This is a genomic window from Paracoccus methylovorus (assembly GCF_016919705.1).
GTDB lineage: Bacteria > Pseudomonadota > Alphaproteobacteria > Rhodobacterales > Rhodobacteraceae > Paracoccus > Paracoccus methylovorus.
Genome location: NZ_CP070371.1, coordinates 351,787 through 370,529, shown reverse-complemented (window position 1 = coordinate 370,529; position 18,743 = coordinate 351,787). Strand labels below are relative to the sequence as shown.

General features: G+C 61.7%; 15 protein-coding genes and 1 pseudogene. 15 read left to right on the top strand and 1 reads right to left on the bottom strand.

What is annotated here, in order from left to right; genetic code table 11:
- Positions 1-18 precede the first annotated feature (18 nt).
- The gene (locus JWJ88_RS14990; RefSeq protein WP_205296571.1) at positions 19-1,101 is read right to left on the bottom strand and encodes a hypothetical protein; all 1,083 of its coding nucleotides are present in this window, start codon (positions 1,099-1,101) and stop codon (positions 19-21) included.
- A gap of 190 nt (positions 1,102-1,291) precedes the next feature.
- On the opposite strand from JWJ88_RS14990, the gene dcm reads away from it, so the two are divergent.
- The 15 genes and pseudogenes from dcm (at position 1,292) to JWJ88_RS14915 (ending at position 18,498) form a co-directional block, all read left to right on the top strand.
- The gene (dcm, locus tag JWJ88_RS14985; RefSeq protein WP_205296570.1) at positions 1,292-2,521 is read left to right on the top strand and encodes a DNA (cytosine-5-)-methyltransferase; all 1,230 of its coding nucleotides are present in this window, start codon (positions 1,292-1,294) and stop codon (positions 2,519-2,521) included.
- Positions 2,522-2,552: 31 nt separating this feature from the next.
- Positions 2,553-2,993, top strand: coding sequence for a very short patch repair endonuclease (locus JWJ88_RS14980; protein ID WP_322986129.1), 441 nt, complete (start codon positions 2,553-2,555; stop codon positions 2,991-2,993).
- Positions 2,977-4,224, top strand: a complete 1,248-nt coding sequence (locus JWJ88_RS14975; RefSeq protein ID WP_240200338.1) for a type II restriction endonuclease — start codon at positions 2,977-2,979, stop codon at positions 4,222-4,224. Before JWJ88_RS14980 ends, JWJ88_RS14975 begins: the two co-directional genes overlap by 17 nt.
- Before the next feature lie 201 nt (positions 4,225-4,425).
- Complete coding sequence (gene trbB, locus JWJ88_RS14970; RefSeq protein ID WP_256439745.1) at positions 4,426-5,379, top strand: P-type conjugative transfer ATPase TrbB; 954 nt, start codon at positions 4,426-4,428, stop codon at positions 5,377-5,379.
- Positions 5,376-5,708 (top strand): TrbC/VirB2 family protein, encoded by a 333-nt coding sequence (locus JWJ88_RS14965; protein ID WP_205296567.1) that lies wholly within the window; start codon positions 5,376-5,378, stop codon positions 5,706-5,708. The genes trbB and JWJ88_RS14965 overlap by 4 nt, the downstream gene beginning before the upstream one ends.
- Positions 5,708-5,989: a VirB3 family type IV secretion system protein gene (locus tag JWJ88_RS14960; RefSeq protein WP_205296566.1), complete on the top strand. Its 282-nt coding sequence runs from the start codon at positions 5,708-5,710 to the stop codon at positions 5,987-5,989. Before JWJ88_RS14965 ends, JWJ88_RS14960 begins: the two co-directional genes overlap by 1 nt.
- Positions 5,990-6,005: 16 nt before the next feature.
- Positions 6,006-7,505, top strand: a pseudogene (locus JWJ88_RS14955) (VirB4 family type IV secretion/conjugal transfer ATPase); the annotation flags it as partial.
- Positions 7,506-7,781: 276 nt separating this feature from the next.
- Positions 7,782-8,450 (top strand): hypothetical protein, encoded by a 669-nt coding sequence (locus tag JWJ88_RS14950; protein WP_205296565.1) that lies wholly within the window; start codon positions 7,782-7,784, stop codon positions 8,448-8,450.
- A 115-nt stretch (positions 8,451-8,565) separates the two neighbouring features.
- Entirely contained in the window at positions 8,566-8,808 is a 243-nt protein-coding gene (locus JWJ88_RS14945) for a FitA-like ribbon-helix-helix domain-containing protein (protein ID WP_205296564.1), read from the top strand.
- Between the two features lie 3 nt (positions 8,809-8,811).
- On the top strand, positions 8,812-9,234 hold the full coding sequence (locus JWJ88_RS14940; protein WP_205296563.1) for a type II toxin-antitoxin system VapC family toxin: 423 nt from the start codon (positions 8,812-8,814) through the stop codon (positions 9,232-9,234).
- 156 nt (positions 9,235-9,390) lie between these two features.
- Positions 9,391-10,929: a class I SAM-dependent DNA methyltransferase gene (locus JWJ88_RS14935; RefSeq protein ID WP_205296562.1), complete on the top strand. Its 1,539-nt coding sequence runs from the start codon at positions 9,391-9,393 to the stop codon at positions 10,927-10,929.
- A gap of 81 nt (positions 10,930-11,010) precedes the next feature.
- Positions 11,011-12,264: a restriction endonuclease subunit S gene (locus JWJ88_RS14930; protein WP_205296561.1), complete on the top strand. Its 1,254-nt coding sequence runs from the start codon at positions 11,011-11,013 to the stop codon at positions 12,262-12,264.
- Positions 12,264-13,379 carry a Fic family protein gene (locus JWJ88_RS14925; protein WP_205296560.1) on the top strand — a complete coding sequence of 372 codons (1,116 nt, stop codon included), beginning with the start codon at positions 12,264-12,266 and terminating at the stop codon, positions 13,377-13,379. Before JWJ88_RS14930 ends, JWJ88_RS14925 begins: the two co-directional genes overlap by 1 nt.
- A gap of 127 nt (positions 13,380-13,506) precedes the next feature.
- Positions 13,507-16,632, top strand: coding sequence for a type I restriction endonuclease subunit R (locus tag JWJ88_RS14920; RefSeq protein WP_205296559.1), 3,126 nt, complete (start codon positions 13,507-13,509; stop codon positions 16,630-16,632).
- Positions 16,633-16,854: 222 nt separating this feature from the next.
- Entirely contained in the window at positions 16,855-18,498 is a 1,644-nt protein-coding gene (locus JWJ88_RS14915; RefSeq protein ID WP_205296558.1) for a TIGR04141 family sporadically distributed protein, read from the top strand.
- Positions 18,499-18,743: the final 245 nt, after the last annotated feature.

Genomic DNA, 18,743 nt, shown 5'->3' with positions numbered 1-18,743 from the left:
CCCCGGAGCGCCTGAAGGTCAGACGTCCTGTCGGAGGGCTCGCAACCACCCGTCCGTCACCCGCTCTGTCTGCCTGCCACGCATGAAATCGTCGATTCGCCCGGCGACCTCGGTATAAGGCATGCCCAGCGTCCCGAAAGACGAAAAGCCCGAGGCAGGCAAAGATCGGTATACCAGTGAACTGCGGCCGCTAAACGAGGTGTCCGCACCTGACAGTCCGGCACGTTGTGACAGCGCCTGGCGCGCATCTTCGGCGCTGATCTCCCGACCGATAACTGCCGCCGCTGCCCGCGCCGACATATCATTCGTCAGAAGCATTGAACTGGTTTCCTTATTCCAGCGCGGTTTGACGATGATCGTGTGCAGCGAGCGCAGGCCACAACGGGCAAGATCCCCGATCAGCCGAAGCTCTCCGTCATTCAGGCCAAAGGTAAGCGGGTTCCCCTGCATCGGATATTTGTGCTTGATCTCCAGATGCCAGAGCTGATCGCCCTGAAGGTATATCCTGTCAATATTCCAGACATACCTGAACCATGGCTGAATACCGAAATTCATGAACAGCCGCGGCAGAACGACCCGGAGCCCCAGGTCATTTCCATAGTGCGCCGAGAGATACCCCCAGAAGCTCTGGTTGATACGCCTTGTGTCCCGGACCGACCGGTCGACACCGACATCACGCGCCGTCTTCAGCCCTGAGAGGGATCGCGCAACTTCGTGCAGAGGCGACCAGTCCGATGCACGCCGCCCTTCCTCTGTTCTGGCGGCAACGAAGTCGTGCATGATTTCGTCGAACCGGACCAGCCAGGCAGAATACCTGGATCCAAGCGCCCGAAGATATCGACCCAGCCCCTTCGCGCTGCCGCGATCCCATACGAAGGCATAAGAGGCATCACGACCCGGATTCCTGGCGATTGCCGTATCGGCATCAATCAGTACCGGTACGTCTTCGTCCTTCCGGGGGAACGCGGCCAGATACTGATCGAAGAGGCTTTCGACAACGAGGCCTTCGGCGAGCCGGTGTTTGTCGAGGGCAAGAATGCGCTGACAGAGATCGTGATCCGAGAGGTCCAGCCCGGCAAGTTCTCCAAGAGGTGTCTGCATAGCCCTGACTCACCGACGGCAGCCTGCGCTTGCCCAGAAATTCGTGCCATATCATCGGCAACGGCGAGGGGGGCGCAAGGGCACAAGCGGAATACTTCATCAGGTTTCCACTATGTTCTTGCAGGAGGGGCGACATGCAGACATAGTGTCAAAAAAATTCCCCGATGGCGTGCGGACAGTGGAGAGCAGAATGCAGACAGATTTCGACAGCCTCCTGCAGCGGGCAGGGTGGTCGGTTGCCGAAGCATCGAAAAAGCTGGGCTACTCCGAAGGCCATATCTATCGCTGGAAACGAGGCGAGGAAACCCCGCGCGAGGCGGTGATCCGGGTTCTGCAGACGGAGGCGGAAAGCCATGCCCGTCCGGCAAAGGACGCCGCTTTTACCTTCATCGACCTCTTTGCCGGTATCGGCGGGCTGCGGCACGCAATGGAAAGTGCGGGAGGGCGTTGCGTGTTCACCTCCGAATGGGACGGTTATGCTCAGAAAACCTATCTGGCGAACTATCCGGACAACCGGCCCATCGCCGGCGACATCCGCGAGGTCGGGGCCGCAGATGTGCCCGATCACGATGTTCTGGTCGCGGGCTTTCCCTGCCAGCCCTTCTCGATCGCTGGTGTCTCAAAGAAGAACGCGCTCGGACGGTTGCATGGGTTTCAGGATGAAACCCAGGGCACGCTGTTCTTCGACGTCCTGCGTATCCTGAAGCATCACCGCCCGGCAGCCTTCCTGCTGGAGAACGTGAAGAACCTGCGGAGCCACGACAAGGGGCGGACGTTCAGCGTGATCCGGAGGAAGCTGGAGGAAGAGCTGGGCTACTCGATCCACACGCGGATCATCGATGCGGGCCACTTTGTTCCGCAGCATCGCGAACGGATCGTCATCGTCGGCTTTCGTGATCCGGTCCCCTTCAGCTTCGATGATCTGCATCTGCCGGCCTACGGTGCCAGACGCCTGCGCTCGATTCTCCACCCGGAAGATGGAACGGAGGCGCCGGAGGGGCATTTTACCATCGGACCCGACGCAGAAGTCAGCGCGAAATACACGCTCACCGACAAGCTCTGGCAATACCTGCAGGACTACGCGGCCAAGCACCGCGCCAGGGGAAATGGCTTTGGATTCGGTCTGGTCGGCCCGGATGACATCGCCCGCACGCTTTCGGCGCGCTATTATAAGGACGGCTCGGAGATCCTCGTCAGCAGGGGCACGGGAGAAAACCCACGTCGGCTGACGCCACGGGAATGCGCCCGCCTGATGGGTTACGATGACAGCTTCCGCATCCCGGTCTCCGACACGCAGGCATACAAACAGTTTGGCAATTCGGTCGCTGTTCCGGTTTTCGCGGAAGTCGCAAAGATCATGCTGCCACATGTCCTGACCGTCATGTCCGATGCCGGATTGCGCGCGCGAAAAGTTGGCTGACGTCCACAACAGTGCCACCCGCAGCCGTAATATGGCGGCGATCCGCGGGACCAACACGAAGCCCGAAATGCTGCTGCGGAAGGGCCTGCATGCGCGTGGCTTCCGGTTTCGGCTGCACGAGAAGACGCTGCCCGGTCGTCCGGATCTGGTATTGCCGAAATACCGGGCCGTCCTGCTGGTCAACGGCTGCTTCTGGCATGGACATGACTGCTATCTGTTTCGCTGGCCAGCAACCCGGGAAGAGTTCTGGCGCCGGAAGATCGCCGGAAATGTTGCCCGTGACACAGCAAATATTACCGCCTTGCGGGCAGCGGGCTGGCGGGTGTCCCTTATCTGGGAATGCGCGCTGAAGGGAAAGCTGCGGTGGCCGGATGAAGAGGTGATTGACAGAGTCAGCCTGTGGCTCTCCTCTGACGATCCGGTTCTCGAGCTGCGCGGACGGGATTCCGCCGGAAATGAAGGGCAGGGTTGACGTGGCGGGCAAAGGTTATCTTTCAGGATATTTCGTTGGAGCCGGCGCAAAGGTCTTGCGCGGCACAGAGGTGGATCCTGCCGTATCCCGGGGACATGAGTTCCAGGGCGTCGATGTGTTCCGGGCATTTGTCGGAACACCGGCGGAACGGGAGAGAATCCCGGTCACCTATATCTGGATGGATGACGAGCAGGAGGCACCCCTCCGGCTGGAACTGACCGGGACATGGTACAACAGCCGCAAGGCGCAACTACATCGCGCGCCGGAATACCGTCTTTACTATCCGGCAGCTGCTGAAAGTGTCGTCCACCGGGCGCAAGCGGGCGATACGCTGTTTCTCTGTATGACCTCAGAGCGGAAAGTGCTTGCAATCCTGTGTCCTTCCGGCAGCTCTGCCGAGCAGAAACTGCTGTGGCTCTTCGGGTTGCAACTGACGGATGACTACGCCCTCAGCCAGCGTGATATCGGTGAGGACGGCGGTCGCGGTATCGACCTTGCCGCAAAGTTTATCCTTGATGAGCTTGGCATTGAGGCTGAAGAACCGGAACCTGATGCGCTTGACCAGCTCGTCGGGCGATTTGGTGCGGCTTTTCCCGGCACTGCTGCCTTCTCGGCTTTTGCGCGTAAGTCTGTTAAAGGCGTCGACCCGCTGGCCGATCCCGACGCAGCCCTTGTCGCCTGGATGGAGCATGAGGAAGCCCTGTTCCGGCATCTGGAGCGTATCATCGTGGCGGAACGGCTCAAGGAAGGCTTTCTGGACGGGGAACAGGCAGATGTCGACGGATTTCTGTCCTTCTCACTGAGCGTGCAGAACAGGCGCAAATCCCGCGCCGGTTATGCTTTTGCGCATCATGTCGAGGCGCTGCTGACCAAATGGAATGTCCGATACAAGCGAGAGGCCACCACCGAAAAGAGAAATGCGGCCGATTTCCTGTTTCCAGGTGAAGCTGAGTATGCAGATCCCACCTTCCCGACCGACAAACTTCGTATGCTGGCAGTCAAGACCACCTGCAAGGATCGGTGGCGACAGGTGCTGGCAGAGGCAGAACGCATCACGGCCAAGCATCTGTTAACGCTCGAACCGTCCATCTCCCGGGCACAGACCGGCGAAATGCAGGCGCAGGCGCTGCAGCTCGTCTTGCCACAAAGCATTCACGCCACATATCACACAGACCAGCAAAACTGGCTGATGTCAGTTCGGGGATTCCTTGACCTCGTCAGGGCCGCGTAATCGCATGACGAAATGTCATCCCGCCGTTTTCCTGTATCTGCACGCCATGGCCCTACTACGCCCTGAAGCCTGTTGCGGACCGCTGACATGACGCTTCCTTAGTCATCCCCATCCGGGGACCTTCATGCTCCTCCCCGGTGGAACGGGGACGGAATGGCAGGCTCAGGCAGCATTGAGGCAAGCAGGCAGCGGGGCGCGCGGATGCTCCGGAGCGCGCTCGGGCCTGCCATTTCCGCGTATTTGCAGGATCCGGGCGTCATCGAAGTGATGCTGAACCCGGACGGGCGGATCTGGGTGGACCGGCTCGCGGAGGGGCTCGCCGATACCGGCGAGCACCTGTCACCCGAGGATGGCGAGCGCATCGTCCGGCTGGTCGCGCATCATGTCGGCGCCGAGGTCCATGCGCGGAGTCCCCGCGTCTCCGCCGAACTGCCCGAGAGCGGCGAGCGGTTCGAGGGCCTGCTGCCGCCGGTGGTGGCTGCGGCCTCCTTCGCCATCCGCAAGCCCGCCGTCGCGGTCTTCACCCTCGACGATTACGTCAGCGCCGGGATCATGACCCGGATGCAGGCCGAGGCGCTGCGGCTGGGCGTCGCCACCCGCGCCAATATCCTCGTCGCGGGCGGCACCTCGACCGGCAAGACCACGCTGACCAATGCACTGCTGGCCGAGGTCGCGATGACCGGCGACCGGGTGATCATCATCGAAGACACCAGAGAACTGCAATGCGCGGCGCCGAATCTGGTGGCGATGCGAACGAAGGACGGTGTCGCCACGCTTTCGGACCTTGTCCGTTCCTCGCTGCGCCTGCGCCCCGACCGTATCCCCATCGGCGAGGTGCGCGGTGCCGAGGCGCTGGATTTGCTGAAGGCCTGGGGCACCGGCCATCCCGGCGGCATCGGCACCATCCATGCCGGATCGGGCATCGGGGCGCTGCGGCGCCTCGAACAACTGATCCAGGAAGCCGTGGTCACCGTGCCGCGCGCCCTGATCGCCGAAACCATCGACCTGGTTGCCGTCCTCGCCGGGCGCGGCAGCAACCGCCGCCTTGTCGAGCTTGCCCTCGTCGAGGGCCTGGGGCCGGACGGCGACTATCGGGTCACCTCCGCAGATTTTCCACCCGCAACCTCCAGTTCAGAACAGGGAGACTCCGCATGATCCGTCATGCCTTCACCATCAGCCGCCACATCGCCAGCGCTGCGACCTTCGGCTATGTCAGCCTTATGCTGGCACCCGCCGCCCATGCGGCCGGCTCCTCCATGCCCTGGGAAGCGCCGTTGCAGTCGATCCTGCAATCGGTCGAAGGCCCGGTCGCCAAGATCGTCGCGGTGATCATCATCATCGTCACCGGGTTGACGCTGGCCTTCGGCGATACCGGCGGCGGCTTCCGGCGGCTGATCCAGATCGTCTTCGGTATTTCCATCGCCTTCGCTGCATCGAGCTTCTTCCTGAGCTTCTTCAGCTTCGGCGGAGGGGCACTGATCTGATGGCAACGAGCTTCGAGGCCCTCGACGCGGTGCCGGGGTTCTCCGTTCCGGTCCACCGAGCGTTGACCGAGCAGATCCTGCTCGGCGGCGCACCGCGCTCCATCGCCATCCTGAACGGCACGCTGGCCGGGGCCGTCGGCCTCGGCCTGCAACTCTGGCTGGGCGGCCTGATGATCTGGGCCATCGGTCATATGGCCGCGGTCTGGGCCGCAAAGCACGATCCGCTCTTTGCCGAGGTCGGGCGCAGGCATCTGCGCCTGCCCGGAAATTTCATGGTCTGACCGGAGGCTTTCGCCGATGATGAACCTCGCCGAGTATCGCCGCCATGCCGCGCAGCTTGCCGATTATCTGCCCTGGGCGGCGCTGATCGCGCCCGGCGTGGTGCTGAACAAGGATGGCAGCTTCCAGCGCACGGCGAAGTTACGGGGACCAGATCTGGACTCCGCCGTTGCCGCTGAACTCGTCGCGGTGGCCGGGCGGCTGAACAATGCCTTCCGCCGCCTCGGCTCCGGCTGGGCCATATTCGTCGAGGCGCAGAGGTCCGAGGCCTCGACCTATCCCGCGAGTAGCTTCCCGGATCCGGCTTCCGCGCTGGTCGAGGCCGAGCGGCGGGCAGACTTCGAGGAAGAGGGGAGCCATTTCGTATCAGGCTATTTCCTGACCTTCCTCTGGCTGCCTCCGGCGGAAGAGGCCGCGCGCGCCGAGAGCTGGCTCTATGAGGGCCGCGAGACCTCGGGCGTGAACCCGCATGAGATGCTGCGCGGCTTCATCGACCGCACCGACCGGGTGCTGGCGCTGATGGACGGCTTCATGCCGGAATGCCGCTGGCTCGACGATGCGGGCACGCTCACATATCTGCATTCCACCATTTCCACGAACCGGCATCGGTTGCGCCTGCCCGAAGTGCCGATGCATCTCGATGCCCTGCTGGCCGATCAGCCTCTGGCGGTCGGGCTGGAGCCGCGCCTTGGCCCCGCTCATCTGCGGGTGCTGACGGTGACCGGCTTCCCGACCGCCACCACGCCCGGCATCCTCGACGATCTGAATCGCCTCGCCTTTCCCTATCGCTGGTCGACACGGGCCATCCTGATGGACAAACTCGATGCGACCAGGATGGTGACCAAGATCCGCCGCCAGTGGTTCGCCAAGCGGAAGTCCATCGCCGCCATCCTGAAGGAGGTGATGAGCAATGAGCAATCCGCGCTGGTCGATACCGATGCCGCCAACAAGGCGCTGGACGCCGATATGGCGCTGCAGGAACTCGGGGCCGATGTCGCGGGCATGGCATGGGTCACCGCGACAATCACGGTCTGGGACCATGACCCTCGTCTCGCCGATGAGAAGCTGCGCCTGATCGAGAAGGTGATCCAGGGCCGCGACTTCACCGCGATGATCGAGACCGTAAATGCGGTCGATGCATGGCTCGGGAGCCTGCCCGGACATGCCTATGCGAATGTGCGGCAGCCACCCATCAGCACTTTGAATCTCGCCCACATGATCCCGCTTTCAGCGGTGTGGGCGGGGCCGGAACGGGACGAGCATTTCGGTGCACCCCCTTTGCTCTTTGGAAAGACCGAAGGCTCAACCCCGTTCCGGCTAAGTCTCCATGTCGGCGATGTCGGCCATACGCTGGTGGTCGGCCCGACCGGCGCGGGTAAATCCGTGCTGCTCGCGCTGACGGCGCTGCAGTTCCGCCGCTATGCACGCTCGCAGATCTTCGCCTTCGATTTCGGCGGCTCGATCCGTGCCTCGGCCCTCGCCATGGGCGGCGACTGGCATGATCTCGGCGGCGGCCTGGGCTTTCATGATTGCCTCGCATGGGCGCGCCGTCTCGCGGCGGATCCTGAAGGGCCGGGCGCGGCGGCGGCTGAACCCGCTCTTCGTCGGATGGCTGATGGGCTGGCCCATCGGACACGCGCTCTGCGCCTGCTCGGCAACGGAGTTCATCCTCTGGTTGCAGCACATGCGTGGCGCGCTCTCGCAGCTGCCCATGGCCTCGGGCCCGTGGATCTGGCGGCCGGCGGATGCGGCCCAGCGCCCGGCGCAGATGGATTTCCTTGAAGGATTGCAGCCATGAGCATGCAGGGACGGATCAGCCGTGCCGGTGGCACGCGGATCAAACGCGCGCTGGGCGTGCAGACGGCGCTGGAATGGGCGTTCCGAGTCGAGAAAGCGCAGTTGGAACTGCCGCTGCCACAGGACGTGACCGAGGAAGGTTTCGGTTTCGGCCTCGAATATGTCCTGATCCAGCGCGCCATCCTCGGCTGCAAGATCGACGGCGGCCAGCACAAGATCGGCAGCTACACCCATGAGGATGCCGAGGTGATCGCGGCCTGCGTCGCCGGGATCCCCGACGCGATGGGCGGCAAGCGCATGGCGATCCGGGTCGCCGAACTGGCCCGCGCCGGCCTCACCCCCGACTGGATGCCCGGTGCCGTGCCGCGTTGTGTGCCGGTCGAGGTGAAACGCAACCAGCATGGCGAACGGGCCACCACCATCGTCGTCGGCACGGCGCGCTTGCTCACCCGCGGCAGGTGGCGGACGATCGAGGTACTGGCCTGCCCGGTCACCTTCTCGCCCCACCCGCGCCAGATCGAATCCGCCCGCCGCGCCTATGACGACTGGTGGCAGGCGCTGGGCTGGATCCGCGACGGGCTGATCGCGGGCGGGATGCTGCGCGAGTTCGAGGTGACGGCGGCGATGCCGAAGGCGCGGCCTTGGTTGGCCTCGCCGTGCAAGTAGCTGTCCCTCCAGCATCATCATTCAGCCGATTGGTCGCACCCGGTCCAATCGGCATAGCCGCATCTTGATTGCAATGCTATCATTGCTTATCCTTGACTTGCAACCGGAGGGCACCATGGCCAGCATCACGATTCGCAATCTTGACGATGATGTAAAGCGCCGCCTGCGTGTACGCGCGGCTGAGCACGGCCGCTCGATGGAGGAAGAGGCTCGCGACATTCTGCGACAGGTTGTCGGCCAGCCCAACGCCCCGCGCAACCTCGGCGAGGCCATTCACGCCCGGTTCGCGGCGGTAGGCGGCATCGACCTGGCCCCGGTGCAGCGCGGCCCGATGCGCCCCACACCCAGCTTCGATTGAGCGATGATCCTCCTCGATACCAACGTGATCTCGGAGCTGATGCGCACTGAGCCGGCCCGGATCGTGCTGGACTGGTTCGGCCAACATAACTCGGCTGATCTTTTCATCTCGGCCGTCACCGAAGCGGAACTGCGCACCGGCGTCGCGATCCTGCCCGAAGGCCAGCGCCGCGACCGGCTGCAACTGGCCCTCGACGCCATGATCGACCAGGATTTCCAGGCGCGCGTCCTGCCGTTCGACAGCCCTGCCGCCAAAGCCTATGCCGACATCACCGCCCAGCGCCGCGCCGCCGGCCGCCCCATCGCCGAGGCCGACTGTCAGATTGCTGCCATCGCCCGCGCCATGGGCGCCCCCGTCGCCACCCGCAACGTCAAGGATTTCGACGGCTGCGGCATTCGTCTGATCAACCCATGGAACGACCAATGACCGGTGCCTGGCCATCACAGCAGGGCATGCCAGGGAACGAATGGGGACGGTGGCGATGCCCAGCGCCGTGGGCACCGAGGCCCCGGTTAGCGGCTGGATTTCGCCGATCAGCTGCCATACGGTTCCGAAAAGACTTTCCGAGGGGCAAATCGACCAATGGCATCGAACGACAACGGCTCGGATCTCGGCATTGAAACCAGCCTGTTCAAAGCCGCCGACAAGCTGCGCGGTAATATGGAGCCGTCGGATTACAAGCATGTCGCCCTTGGCCTGATCTTCCTCAAGCACATCTCGGACGGGTTCGAGGCCAAACATGCCGAACTCATGTCCGAATACCCCGAAGGGGCCGAGGACCCTGACGAATACCTCGCCGACAATATCTTCTGGGTGCCGCTTGATGCCCGCTGGTCGCACCTTCAGGCCAATGCCAAGCAGCCTAATATCGGCAAGCTGATTGACGAGGCGATGATCGCCATTGAAAAGGTCAACCCCAGCCTCAAGGGCGTGCTGCCCAAGGATTACGGTCGCCCGGCGCTGAACGCCGTCATGCTTGGGGAACTGATCGACCTGATTTCCGGCATCGCCTTGGGCGAGAGCAAGGACCGCGCCCGCGATCTGCTGGGCCGGGTCTATGAATATTTCCTCGGCCAGTTCGCCGGGTCCGAGGGCAAGCGCGGCGGCGAATTCTACACCCCGCGCTCCGTGGTGCGCACCATGGTCGAGATGCTGGAGCCCTACAAGGGCCGCGTCTATGACCCCTGCTGCGGCTCGGGCGGGATGTTCGTGCAGTCGGAAAAGTTCGTCGAGGCGCATGGCGGCCGCCTGGGCGATATCGCCATCTATGGGCAGGAATCGAACTACACCACCTGGCGGCTGTGCAAGATGAACCTTGCCGTGCGCGGCATCGACGCCGACATCAAGTGGAACAGCGAGGGCAGCTTTCACAAGGACGAACTGCCCGACCTGCGCGCCGATGTGATCCTGGCCAACCCGCCCTTCAACATCTCGGACTGGGGCGGCGAGCGGTTGCGCGACGATGCCCGGTGGAAATATGGCATCCCGCCCGCCGGCAACGCCAATTTCGCCTGGCTGCAACATATCCTGCATCACCTGTCGCCCACCGGCACGGCGGGGGTGGTGCTGGCCAATGGCTCGATGTCCTCGACCCAGTCGGGCGAGGGCGAGATCAGAAAGGCGATGATCGAGGGCGAGGTGGTCGACTGCATGATCGCGCTGCCGGGGCAGCTGTTCTATTCCACCCAGATCCCGGCCTGCCTGTGGTTTCTGGCCCGCGACAAATCCAACGGCATCGCCCGCGACAAGACCCTGCGCGACCGGCGCGGCGAGGTGCTGTTCATCGACGCCCGCAAGCTTGGTTTCATGGTGGACCGCACAAGGCGCGAGTTTTCCGACGCGGATATCGCCCGCATTGCCGATACCTACCACGCCTGGCGGCTGGGCGAGGGCTACGAGGATGTGCCGGGCTTCTGCAAATCCGCCGGCATCGAGGAAATCCGGTCCCACGGCCACGTTCTGACCCCGGGCCGCTATGTCGGGGCCGAGGCGGCAGAGGAGGACGAGACACCCTTTACCGACCGTTTCGCCGCCTTGCAGGAGCAGCTGGAGGCGCAGTTCGCCGAGGCCGAGGAACTGACAACGACGATCCGGGCAAGGTTGGCGGGGGTCGGGGTGTGAGAAAAAGCTTTTATCAGGGGCTCATGCTAATAACGACGACCCAAGAAAAGCTGTCGCGGAAGGCTAGGCGGGGGATGTGGCGTGATTAAGCTGAACGACTTGATCGAGTTCAACCCTTCGGTTCGGCTGAGGAAAGGCGAAAGTGCGCCATTCATCGAGATGGCAGCGCTACCAACCAATGCACGTGATATTCCAGAAATAGGAGCGCGCGAGTTTTCGGGCTCAGGCTCGAAATTCGAGAACGGCGACACACTTTTCGCGCGCATTACGCCTTGCTTAGAGAACGGCAAAGGCGGCTATGTTTCAACCTTAGAAGCTGGTCAAGCAGCCCATGGCTCGACTGAGTTTATTGTCATGCGTGCAAGATCGCAGGCTGACGGCTTATTTGTTTATTACATCACGAGGGACCCAGAGTTTCGGCGCTTTGCCGAGAAGCAAATGTCTGGGACGTCTGGCCGACAACGCGTCGCTTGGCGGTCGATAGCAGAATACGAGTTGCCAACCATCAATCCGTCACAGCGCGAAGCCATAGCCGCCACGCTCGGGGTGCTGGATGACAAGATCGAGTTGAACCGCAGGATGAACGCCACGCTGGAATCCATGGCGCGGGCGCTGTTTCGCGACTGGTTCGTGGATTTCGGCCCCACCCGCGCCAAGATGGAGGGCAGCAAACCCTACCTCTCCCCCGACCTCTGGGCCCTCTTCCCCGACCGCCTCGACAGTGACGGCAAGCCGGAGGGGTGGGAGGAAAAACCGCTGGATGAAATCGCCAACTTTCTCAATGGTCTCGCCTTGCAGAAATTTCCCGGCGAAAATGAGGCGGACAGCCTGCCGGTGATCAAGATTGCCGAACTGCGAAACGGCATCACAGCCAAATCCAATCGCGCTTCCCGGAAGGTCCCGCCCCAATACGTGGTGCAGGATAGCGACTTTCTATTTTCGTGGTCCGGCAGCCTGCTCGCCAAGTTCTGGACCGGAGGAGAAGGTGCGCTGAACCAGCATCTGTTCAAGGTCACTTCTGACCGCTACCCAGCATGGTTCTTCAGCGAATGGGTTCAGCACCATCTGGAAGAATTCCAGATCATCGCCGCATCGAAGGCCACGACGATGGGGCATATTCAGCGCGGCCACTTGAAGGCGGCAAAGACGATCTGCCCCCCTGACGATATAGTTGCACGAATGGGCGAAACGATGGCACCGCTGATTGATCGTATTATCCATAACGAAATGGAATCCCGCACCCTCGCCCAGACCCGCGACCTGCTGCTGCCGCGCCTGATGTCGGGGGAGTTGCGGGTGGCCGAGGCAGAATCCCTCGCCAGCAAGGTGGCGTGATGGCGGTTCTCTATCATCAGGGGCGGTTCCCGCCCGGTGCGCTCGACTGGCCGCAGCTTCTGCCGCTGATCGGCCCCGCCAATGCCGCCGTCGCCCGATACGAGGGCGTGCTGCACGGTATCCCCAACCCCAATGTGCTGCTCTCGCCGCTGACCACGCAGGAAGCCGTGCTGTCCAGCCGCATCGAGGGCACGCAGGCCACCATCGGCGAGGTGCTGGAGTTCGAGGCTGAGGGCGAGCCGGGGGATGAAAGCACGCCGAAAAAGGCCGATATCCACGAGGTGCTGAACTATCGCGCGGCGCTGGCCGAGGCATCGCGCCTGCTGGAAACCCTGCCGCTGTCGCAGCGCCTGATCCGGCTGACCCATGAACGCCTGATGCAGGGCGTGCGCGGCCGCAACAAAGATCCGGGCGAATATCGCCGCATTCCGAACTGGATCGGCCCCGAAGGCTGCACCATTGAACAGGCGCGTTTTGTCCCCTGTTCGGCCGAGGCCCTGCCCGCCGCGATGGATGCGTGGGAACGCTATATCCACGACCCGGCCCCCGATGCGCTGATCCAGCTTGCCGTGCTCCATGCCGAGTTCGAGGCGATCCACCCGTTTCTGGACGGCAACGGACGGCTGGGGCGGCTGATCATCCCGCTGTTCCTTAAGTCCAAGGGCCTGCTGTCGGCACCGAATTTCTATCTGTCGGAATATCTGGAAAGCCACCGGGACGAATATTACGACCGGCTGCTGGCGGTCTCGCGCGATGGCGACTGGACCGGCTGGTGCGGGTTCTTCCTGCGCGCGATCATTGAACAGGCAGGCACCAACCAGAGGAAGGCGCAGGCGATCCACGCGCTCTACAGCGCACGCAAGGACTGGATGGTCGCGGCCACCCGCTCGCAATACGGGGTGCGGGCGCTGGACTGGTTCTTCAGTCGCCCGATTTTTGTCGCCTCGGATTTCGTGGCGCAGGCGGATATTCCCGGTCCGACCGCCAAGCGCATCCTGCGGCTGGTGCGCGACAATGGGCTGTTGCGCGAAATCCGCGCGTCCGGCGGCAGGCGGCCCGCCGTGCTGGCCTTCCCGGAGTTGCTGAACATCTGCGAAGGGCGGGACGCGTTTTGAGGATCACTTGTTCGCGTCAAACTGGTTTGCGGGTCGAAATAACGGACAAACTGACCCACAAACTGTCTTGCGGTACAAAAGTGATCGACAAGCCCACCAGACCGCCCAAGCCGGAGGTTGCCAGTCGATGCTGACCGAAGCCGAAGTTGAAGCCGTCCTCCTCGATCAGCTTGGGGCGCTGGGCTATGCTTGCATCAACGACGCCATATCTGGCCCGGACGGCAGCAACCCAGAGCGTGACGCCTATTCCGACACGATCCTGTCCGGCCGGTTGCGCACGGCCATTGAGCGCCTGAACCCGCAGATCCCCGAGGACGCCCGCGAGGATGCCCTGCGCCGGGTCGTGGCCAGCGAACGCCCCTCGCTGATCGAGGAAAACCGCCGGCTGCATCGCTTCATGGTCGAGGGCGTGCCGGTGGAATACCGGGCCGAGGATGGCTCGATCCGCGGCGATACCGTGCGGCTGGTGGATGCCGCGGACGCGTTGAACGACTGGCTAGCCATTGCACAGTTCACCGTGATCGAGAACGGGAATAACCGCCGCCCCGATGTGGTGGCATTTCTGAACGGGTTGCCTGTCGCGGTGATCGAGGTGAAGAAACCCGGCGCCGAGGCCGCCACCCTTGGCGCGGCCTTCAACCAGTTGCAGACCTACAAGGCGCAGATCCCCTCGCTCTTTCGCACCAATGCAGTGCTGATCACCACGGACGGATTGCAGGCCCGCGTCGGCTCGCTGACCGCCGATCTGGAACGTTTCATGCCCTGGCGCACCACCGATGGCGCCGATGTCGCCCCCAAGGGCGCGCCCGAGATGTCGGTGCTGATCGAAGGCGTGTTCGAGCGGTCCCGGCTGCTGTCGCTGATGCGCGAGTTTACTGTCTTTGGCGATACCGGCAGCGGCATCGTCAAGATCATCGCCGGCTATCACCAGTTCCACGCCGTCCGCCGCGCGGTGGCCAGCACCATTGACGCCAGCCGCTCGGGTGGCGACCGCAAGGCCGGGGTGATCTGGCATACCCAGGGATCGGGCAAGAGCCTGCTGATGGCGTTTTATGCCGGGCAATTGGTGCGCGACCCGGCGATGGAAAACCCGACCATCGTCGTGATCACCGACCGCAACGACCTGGACGACCAGCTCTTCGGCACGTTCGCGATGTGCCGCGACCTGATCCGCCAGACCCCGGTGCAGGCGGAGAGCCGCGAAGACCTGCAGAAGGCGTTGTCCCGCGCCTCGGGCGGCGTAGTGTTCACTACCATCCAGAAATTTGCCCCCGAGAAGGGCGCGGCATATCCCCTGCTGACGGACCGCCGCAATGTGGTGGTGATCGCTGATGAGGCGCATCGCAGCCAATACGGATTCAAGGCGCGGATCGAGAAGACCGGCGAAATCGCCTATGGCTTCGCCAAGCATCTGCGCGATGCGCTGCGCAATGCCTCCTTCATCGGTTTCACCGGCACCCCGATCGAGCAGGACGATGTGAACACACCCGCCGTCTTTGGCCATTACATCGACGTCTATGACATCAGCCGCGCGGTCGAAGACGGGGCGACGGTGCCGATCTATTACGAATCCCGTCTGGCGCGGATTGAACTGCCCGATACCGAAAAGCCGAAGGTCGACGCCGAAATCGAGGAACTGACCGAAAATGAGGTCGTCAGCGAACAGGAGCGGCTGAAGCGCAAATGGTCCACGGTCGAGGCCTTGGTCGGATCGGAAAAGCGACTGGCGATGGTGGCCGCGGATCTCGTCGCGCATTTCGAGGCACGCGTTGAGGCGATGGATGGCAAGGCCATGGTGGTCTGCATGAGCCGGCGCATCTGCGTCGACCTCTATAACCAGATCGTGGCGCTGCGCCCGGACTGGCATTCAGATGATGATGCCGCTGGGGCGGTCAAGATCGTGATGACCGGTTCGGCCGCGGACCCGGCAGAGTGGCAGCCCCATATCGGCGGCAAGGCCCGGCGTGATCTGCTGGCCAAACGGGCCAAGGATCCAGGCGATCCGCTGAAACTGGTGATCGTGCGCGACATGTGGCTGACCGGATTCGATGCGCCCTCGATGCACACGATGTATATCGACAAGCCGATGCGCGGCCACGGCTTGATGCAGGCCATCGCGCGGGTGAACCGGGTGTTCCGCGACAAGCCGGCCGGTCTGATCGTCGATTACATCGGCATCGCCCAGAACCTGAAATCCGCGCTGGGTCAGTATTCCAAGTCGGACCAGGAACAAGCAGGGATCGACGAGCCCGAGGCCGTCGCGGCCCTTCTGGAACGCCTCGATGTCGTGCGTGCCATGTATCACGGGTTCGATTATTCCAAAGGGCTGACCGGCACCCCGCAGCAGCGCCTTGTCACGCTGGCCGAGGCGCTCGACTGGATACTGGCAAAGCAAGACGAGGCGGCGCAGCGGGAAACAGACAAGGAAGCCAAGAAGGCCGCACACCGGCGGTATCAGGATGCCGTGCTCGGTTTGTCCAAGGCCTTTGCGCTCTGTTCGGCCAGCGACGCTGCCCGCGAGGTTCGGGATGAGGTCGGGTTCTTCCAGACCGTGCGCGCCGCGATGGTCAAGGCGGCTGACACATCGGGCCGGTCGGCTGCCGACCGCGACCTCGCAATCCGCCAGATCGTGAATGGCGCTGTTGCTTCAACCGAAATCGTCGATATCGTGTCGGCGGCCGGGCTATCGTCGCCGGATATTTCGATCCTGTCGGACGAGTTCCTGGCCGAGGTCGGGCAGATGGAGAAGAAAAACCTCGCCCTTGAGGCGCTGAAAAAGCTGCTAAATGACGAGATCAGATCGCGCAGCCGCTCGAACGTCATTGAAACCCGGAAATTCTCGGAACGGCTGGAAGAGGCGATTTCGCGCTATCACACCAACGCCATCAGCACGGTCGAGGTGCTGCAGGAACTGATCGCGCTGGCCAAGGAGGTCCGCGAGGCCAGGAACCGGGGCGAAGAGACCGGGCTGACGCCCGAGGAAATCGCCTTCTACGACGCACTGGCCGATAACCAGAGCGCCGTCGATGTTCTCGGCAACGACCGGCTGAAGATCATCGCACACGAGCTGCTCAAGGGGCTCAAGGCCAATGTCAGCGTCGACTGGGCACATCGTGACAGCGCCCGCGCGCGACTGCGAGTTCTCGTGAAGCGAATCTTGCGGAAGTACGGGTATCCGCCGGATCTAGAGGAAGCCGCAGTCAGGGGGGTGTTGGCGCAAGCGGAGGCCATGTTGTCAGAGATCGCAGGTTGATCATGACCATGAAGAAATTGGTGGCACCGGGCGGCCCCCCTGAGTCAGGGAAGTTGTCCGCTACAGCCGAAGCAAACGTCCGTTTTGTATAGGATGCGGCGCTTGCATGGCTTTGCCGGGAGCGAGGAAGCTATCTTTCCAAATAGCTACATGGGCTAGTTCAGTAGACAGGTTGCGTGAAAGAGGGCAGGGTATAACTGATAGTTTTCCACTGGGCGAAACATGCCACGGTACTCATATACGATCTTTCTGGCAAAGGAGGCACGCACAGATTTCGAGGCGTACCTGACCGAGAATGCCAGGCTTCATATTGGAACTGATGGCCACCAAGTGGTTGTTGTCGACGATCTCGGAGAGCTCGCGGTTCTGCATGTCTTCCGTGGTAGTTCTGTGCCGCCTCCTTGGATGAGGCGCTTGGCGCAAAGAATACCCGAACTCCAACTCGTAACCCGACGATCCGTTGCAGCATTATTGTTTGTCCACGTAGGGCAATGTGTGCTCGTCATTTCTTACTCGCACGGATGGATGCTGCTGAATGAAAGCATGTTCGAGTCGGATTTTGGGCTACTAGTCGCGATCAATTCTCTTGATCCAGAGAAATTGAAGCGCTTGGAGCGCTCCAATCTCGGCGATGCTCTTCAGGGAGTTTCACAATCTCCATTTCAAAGAGATTTCAATTCGTTTGGAATGGATGATGCGCTGGACCTGGTAAAGAAACTGAGCGGCGCAGCTCAAGATGATAGTGGGCTGGATACCGTTACAGGGGCCCGCTCTCTCAAGATTACCGGTGACTTCACTATTGATGACGTGGTTGCGATGTCCGGAGATATTGTAAGCTTATTTTTCTCCACAGCATATCAAAACACGGCATTTCGTATTATTGACTCTGTTAGACCTGTAACAGACGGACCTCTGAAGAATGAGCTTTTCGATATAGCAGTTGCAAGCATAATGGCAGACGAAGACCGGTTTGAGCTTGGTCTCCCAGCGAACTCTGAGGCCGAGGGAGTAAGTTTCAGGTTTTCGGGGCCAGGCCTGCGACGGTCCTACCCCGACCTACTTCTCAGGCATTATGTAGAGGCGATGGGTGATAGTATTAATGATATCACGGCTCGAACTCTTGTAGACCATAAGATTATCACAGAATTTGATGATGACCGCCCCCCTATGATTTGGCCGCTGAAGAAAGCTTTGCTGGGATCCGTTTCCAGAAACGGTGAAAGATACGCGATCAACGATGGTCGATGGTATAGAGTAGACGATACATTTCGGATATCAATTGAGAATGGCTTTGCGGATCTCGTCAGGAGATGGGACATTCCAAAGCCGAATCCAATCAGAAAGATATACGATGCAGATAGGAATGGTCGCATTGAAACAGAGGCTGACTACAATGCGCGCATTGCCCAAGACCTAGGATTGGTGCTTCTAGATAAGTCCGAGATAGTAATTCCCAATGTGGTTAGGTCGGGCTTTGAGCCTTGTGATCTACTGGATGTCGCGAATAGGCGCTTCATCCACGTTAAGAAAAACTCCCGCCGCTCAAATATTCTCAGCCACTTCTTCAAGCAAGGATCAAACTCCGGGCAACAATTTCGCAAGGTTCCAGCGACCTGGCATCGGCTCATTGAGCTAGTGCGCGAAGCTGGACACGACTTTGAGGCCAATCTACTGGAGAAGCAGATGGGTAATCCAGGTGAGGGTTGGACAGTCGAGTTCTGGATCGCAGACGCTCCTAGAAGGAATGGCGACTTTAACATTCCCTTCTTTAGCAAGATTTCATTGCGAGACGAAGCCAGTGACTTGCGTGCAATGCAGTACAATGTGGCGCTAAGGTTCATCGAGATTTCGCCTGACAATATATAATGGCGGAATGACGCTCCAGTGTGTCTATCGCCGGTCGACATTAGTCGTAGTGAACGCTTCGGTCGAGACCAGTCGTTCGTCATCCTGTGCTTGGAGGCCCGCTCTGGGCCGAGAGTACCCCCTGCCATGGTTCCTCCCCCGCGCTGATCATATACGGGGGGGCGCAGCGCGGCATTTCGCTAGCGACAGGCAGTTTCACCGGGGAATCCAGGCGGAAGCCACCTGCCCGGTGACCTCGGGAAAAG

What these genes read in the sequence shown, in the direction of transcription:
- JWJ88_RS14990 (WP_205296571.1), bottom strand. Translation starts at nt 1,101, where the DNA reads ATGCAGACACCTCTTGGAGAACTTGCCGGGCTGGACCTCTCGGATCAC.
- dcm (WP_205296570.1), top strand. Translation starts at nt 1,292, where the DNA reads ATGCAGACAGATTTCGACAGCCTCCTGCAGCGGGCAGGGTGGTCGGTT.
- JWJ88_RS14980 (WP_322986129.1), top strand. Translation starts at nt 2,553, where the DNA reads ATGGCGGCGATCCGCGGGACCAACACGAAGCCCGAAATGCTGCTGCGG.
- JWJ88_RS14975 (WP_240200338.1), top strand. Translation starts at nt 2,977, where the DNA reads ATGAAGGGCAGGGTTGACGTGGCGGGCAAAGGTTATCTTTCAGGATAT.
- trbB (WP_256439745.1), top strand. Translation starts at nt 4,426, where the DNA reads ATGCTCCGGAGCGCGCTCGGGCCTGCCATTTCCGCGTATTTGCAGGAT.
- JWJ88_RS14965 (WP_205296567.1), top strand. Translation starts at nt 5,376, where the DNA reads ATGATCCGTCATGCCTTCACCATCAGCCGCCACATCGCCAGCGCTGCG.
- JWJ88_RS14960 (WP_205296566.1), top strand. Translation starts at nt 5,708, where the DNA reads ATGGCAACGAGCTTCGAGGCCCTCGACGCGGTGCCGGGGTTCTCCGTT.
- JWJ88_RS14950 (WP_205296565.1), top strand. Translation starts at nt 7,782, where the DNA reads ATGAGCATGCAGGGACGGATCAGCCGTGCCGGTGGCACGCGGATCAAA.
- JWJ88_RS14945 (WP_205296564.1), top strand. Translation starts at nt 8,566, where the DNA reads ATGGCCAGCATCACGATTCGCAATCTTGACGATGATGTAAAGCGCCGC.
- JWJ88_RS14940 (WP_205296563.1), top strand. Translation starts at nt 8,812, where the DNA reads ATGATCCTCCTCGATACCAACGTGATCTCGGAGCTGATGCGCACTGAG.
- JWJ88_RS14935 (WP_205296562.1), top strand. Translation starts at nt 9,391, where the DNA reads ATGGCATCGAACGACAACGGCTCGGATCTCGGCATTGAAACCAGCCTG.
- JWJ88_RS14925 (WP_205296560.1), top strand. Translation starts at nt 12,264, where the DNA reads ATGGCGGTTCTCTATCATCAGGGGCGGTTCCCGCCCGGTGCGCTCGAC.
- JWJ88_RS14920 (WP_205296559.1), top strand. Translation starts at nt 13,507, where the DNA reads ATGCTGACCGAAGCCGAAGTTGAAGCCGTCCTCCTCGATCAGCTTGGG.
- JWJ88_RS14915 (WP_205296558.1), top strand. Translation starts at nt 16,855, where the DNA reads ATGCCACGGTACTCATATACGATCTTTCTGGCAAAGGAGGCACGCACA.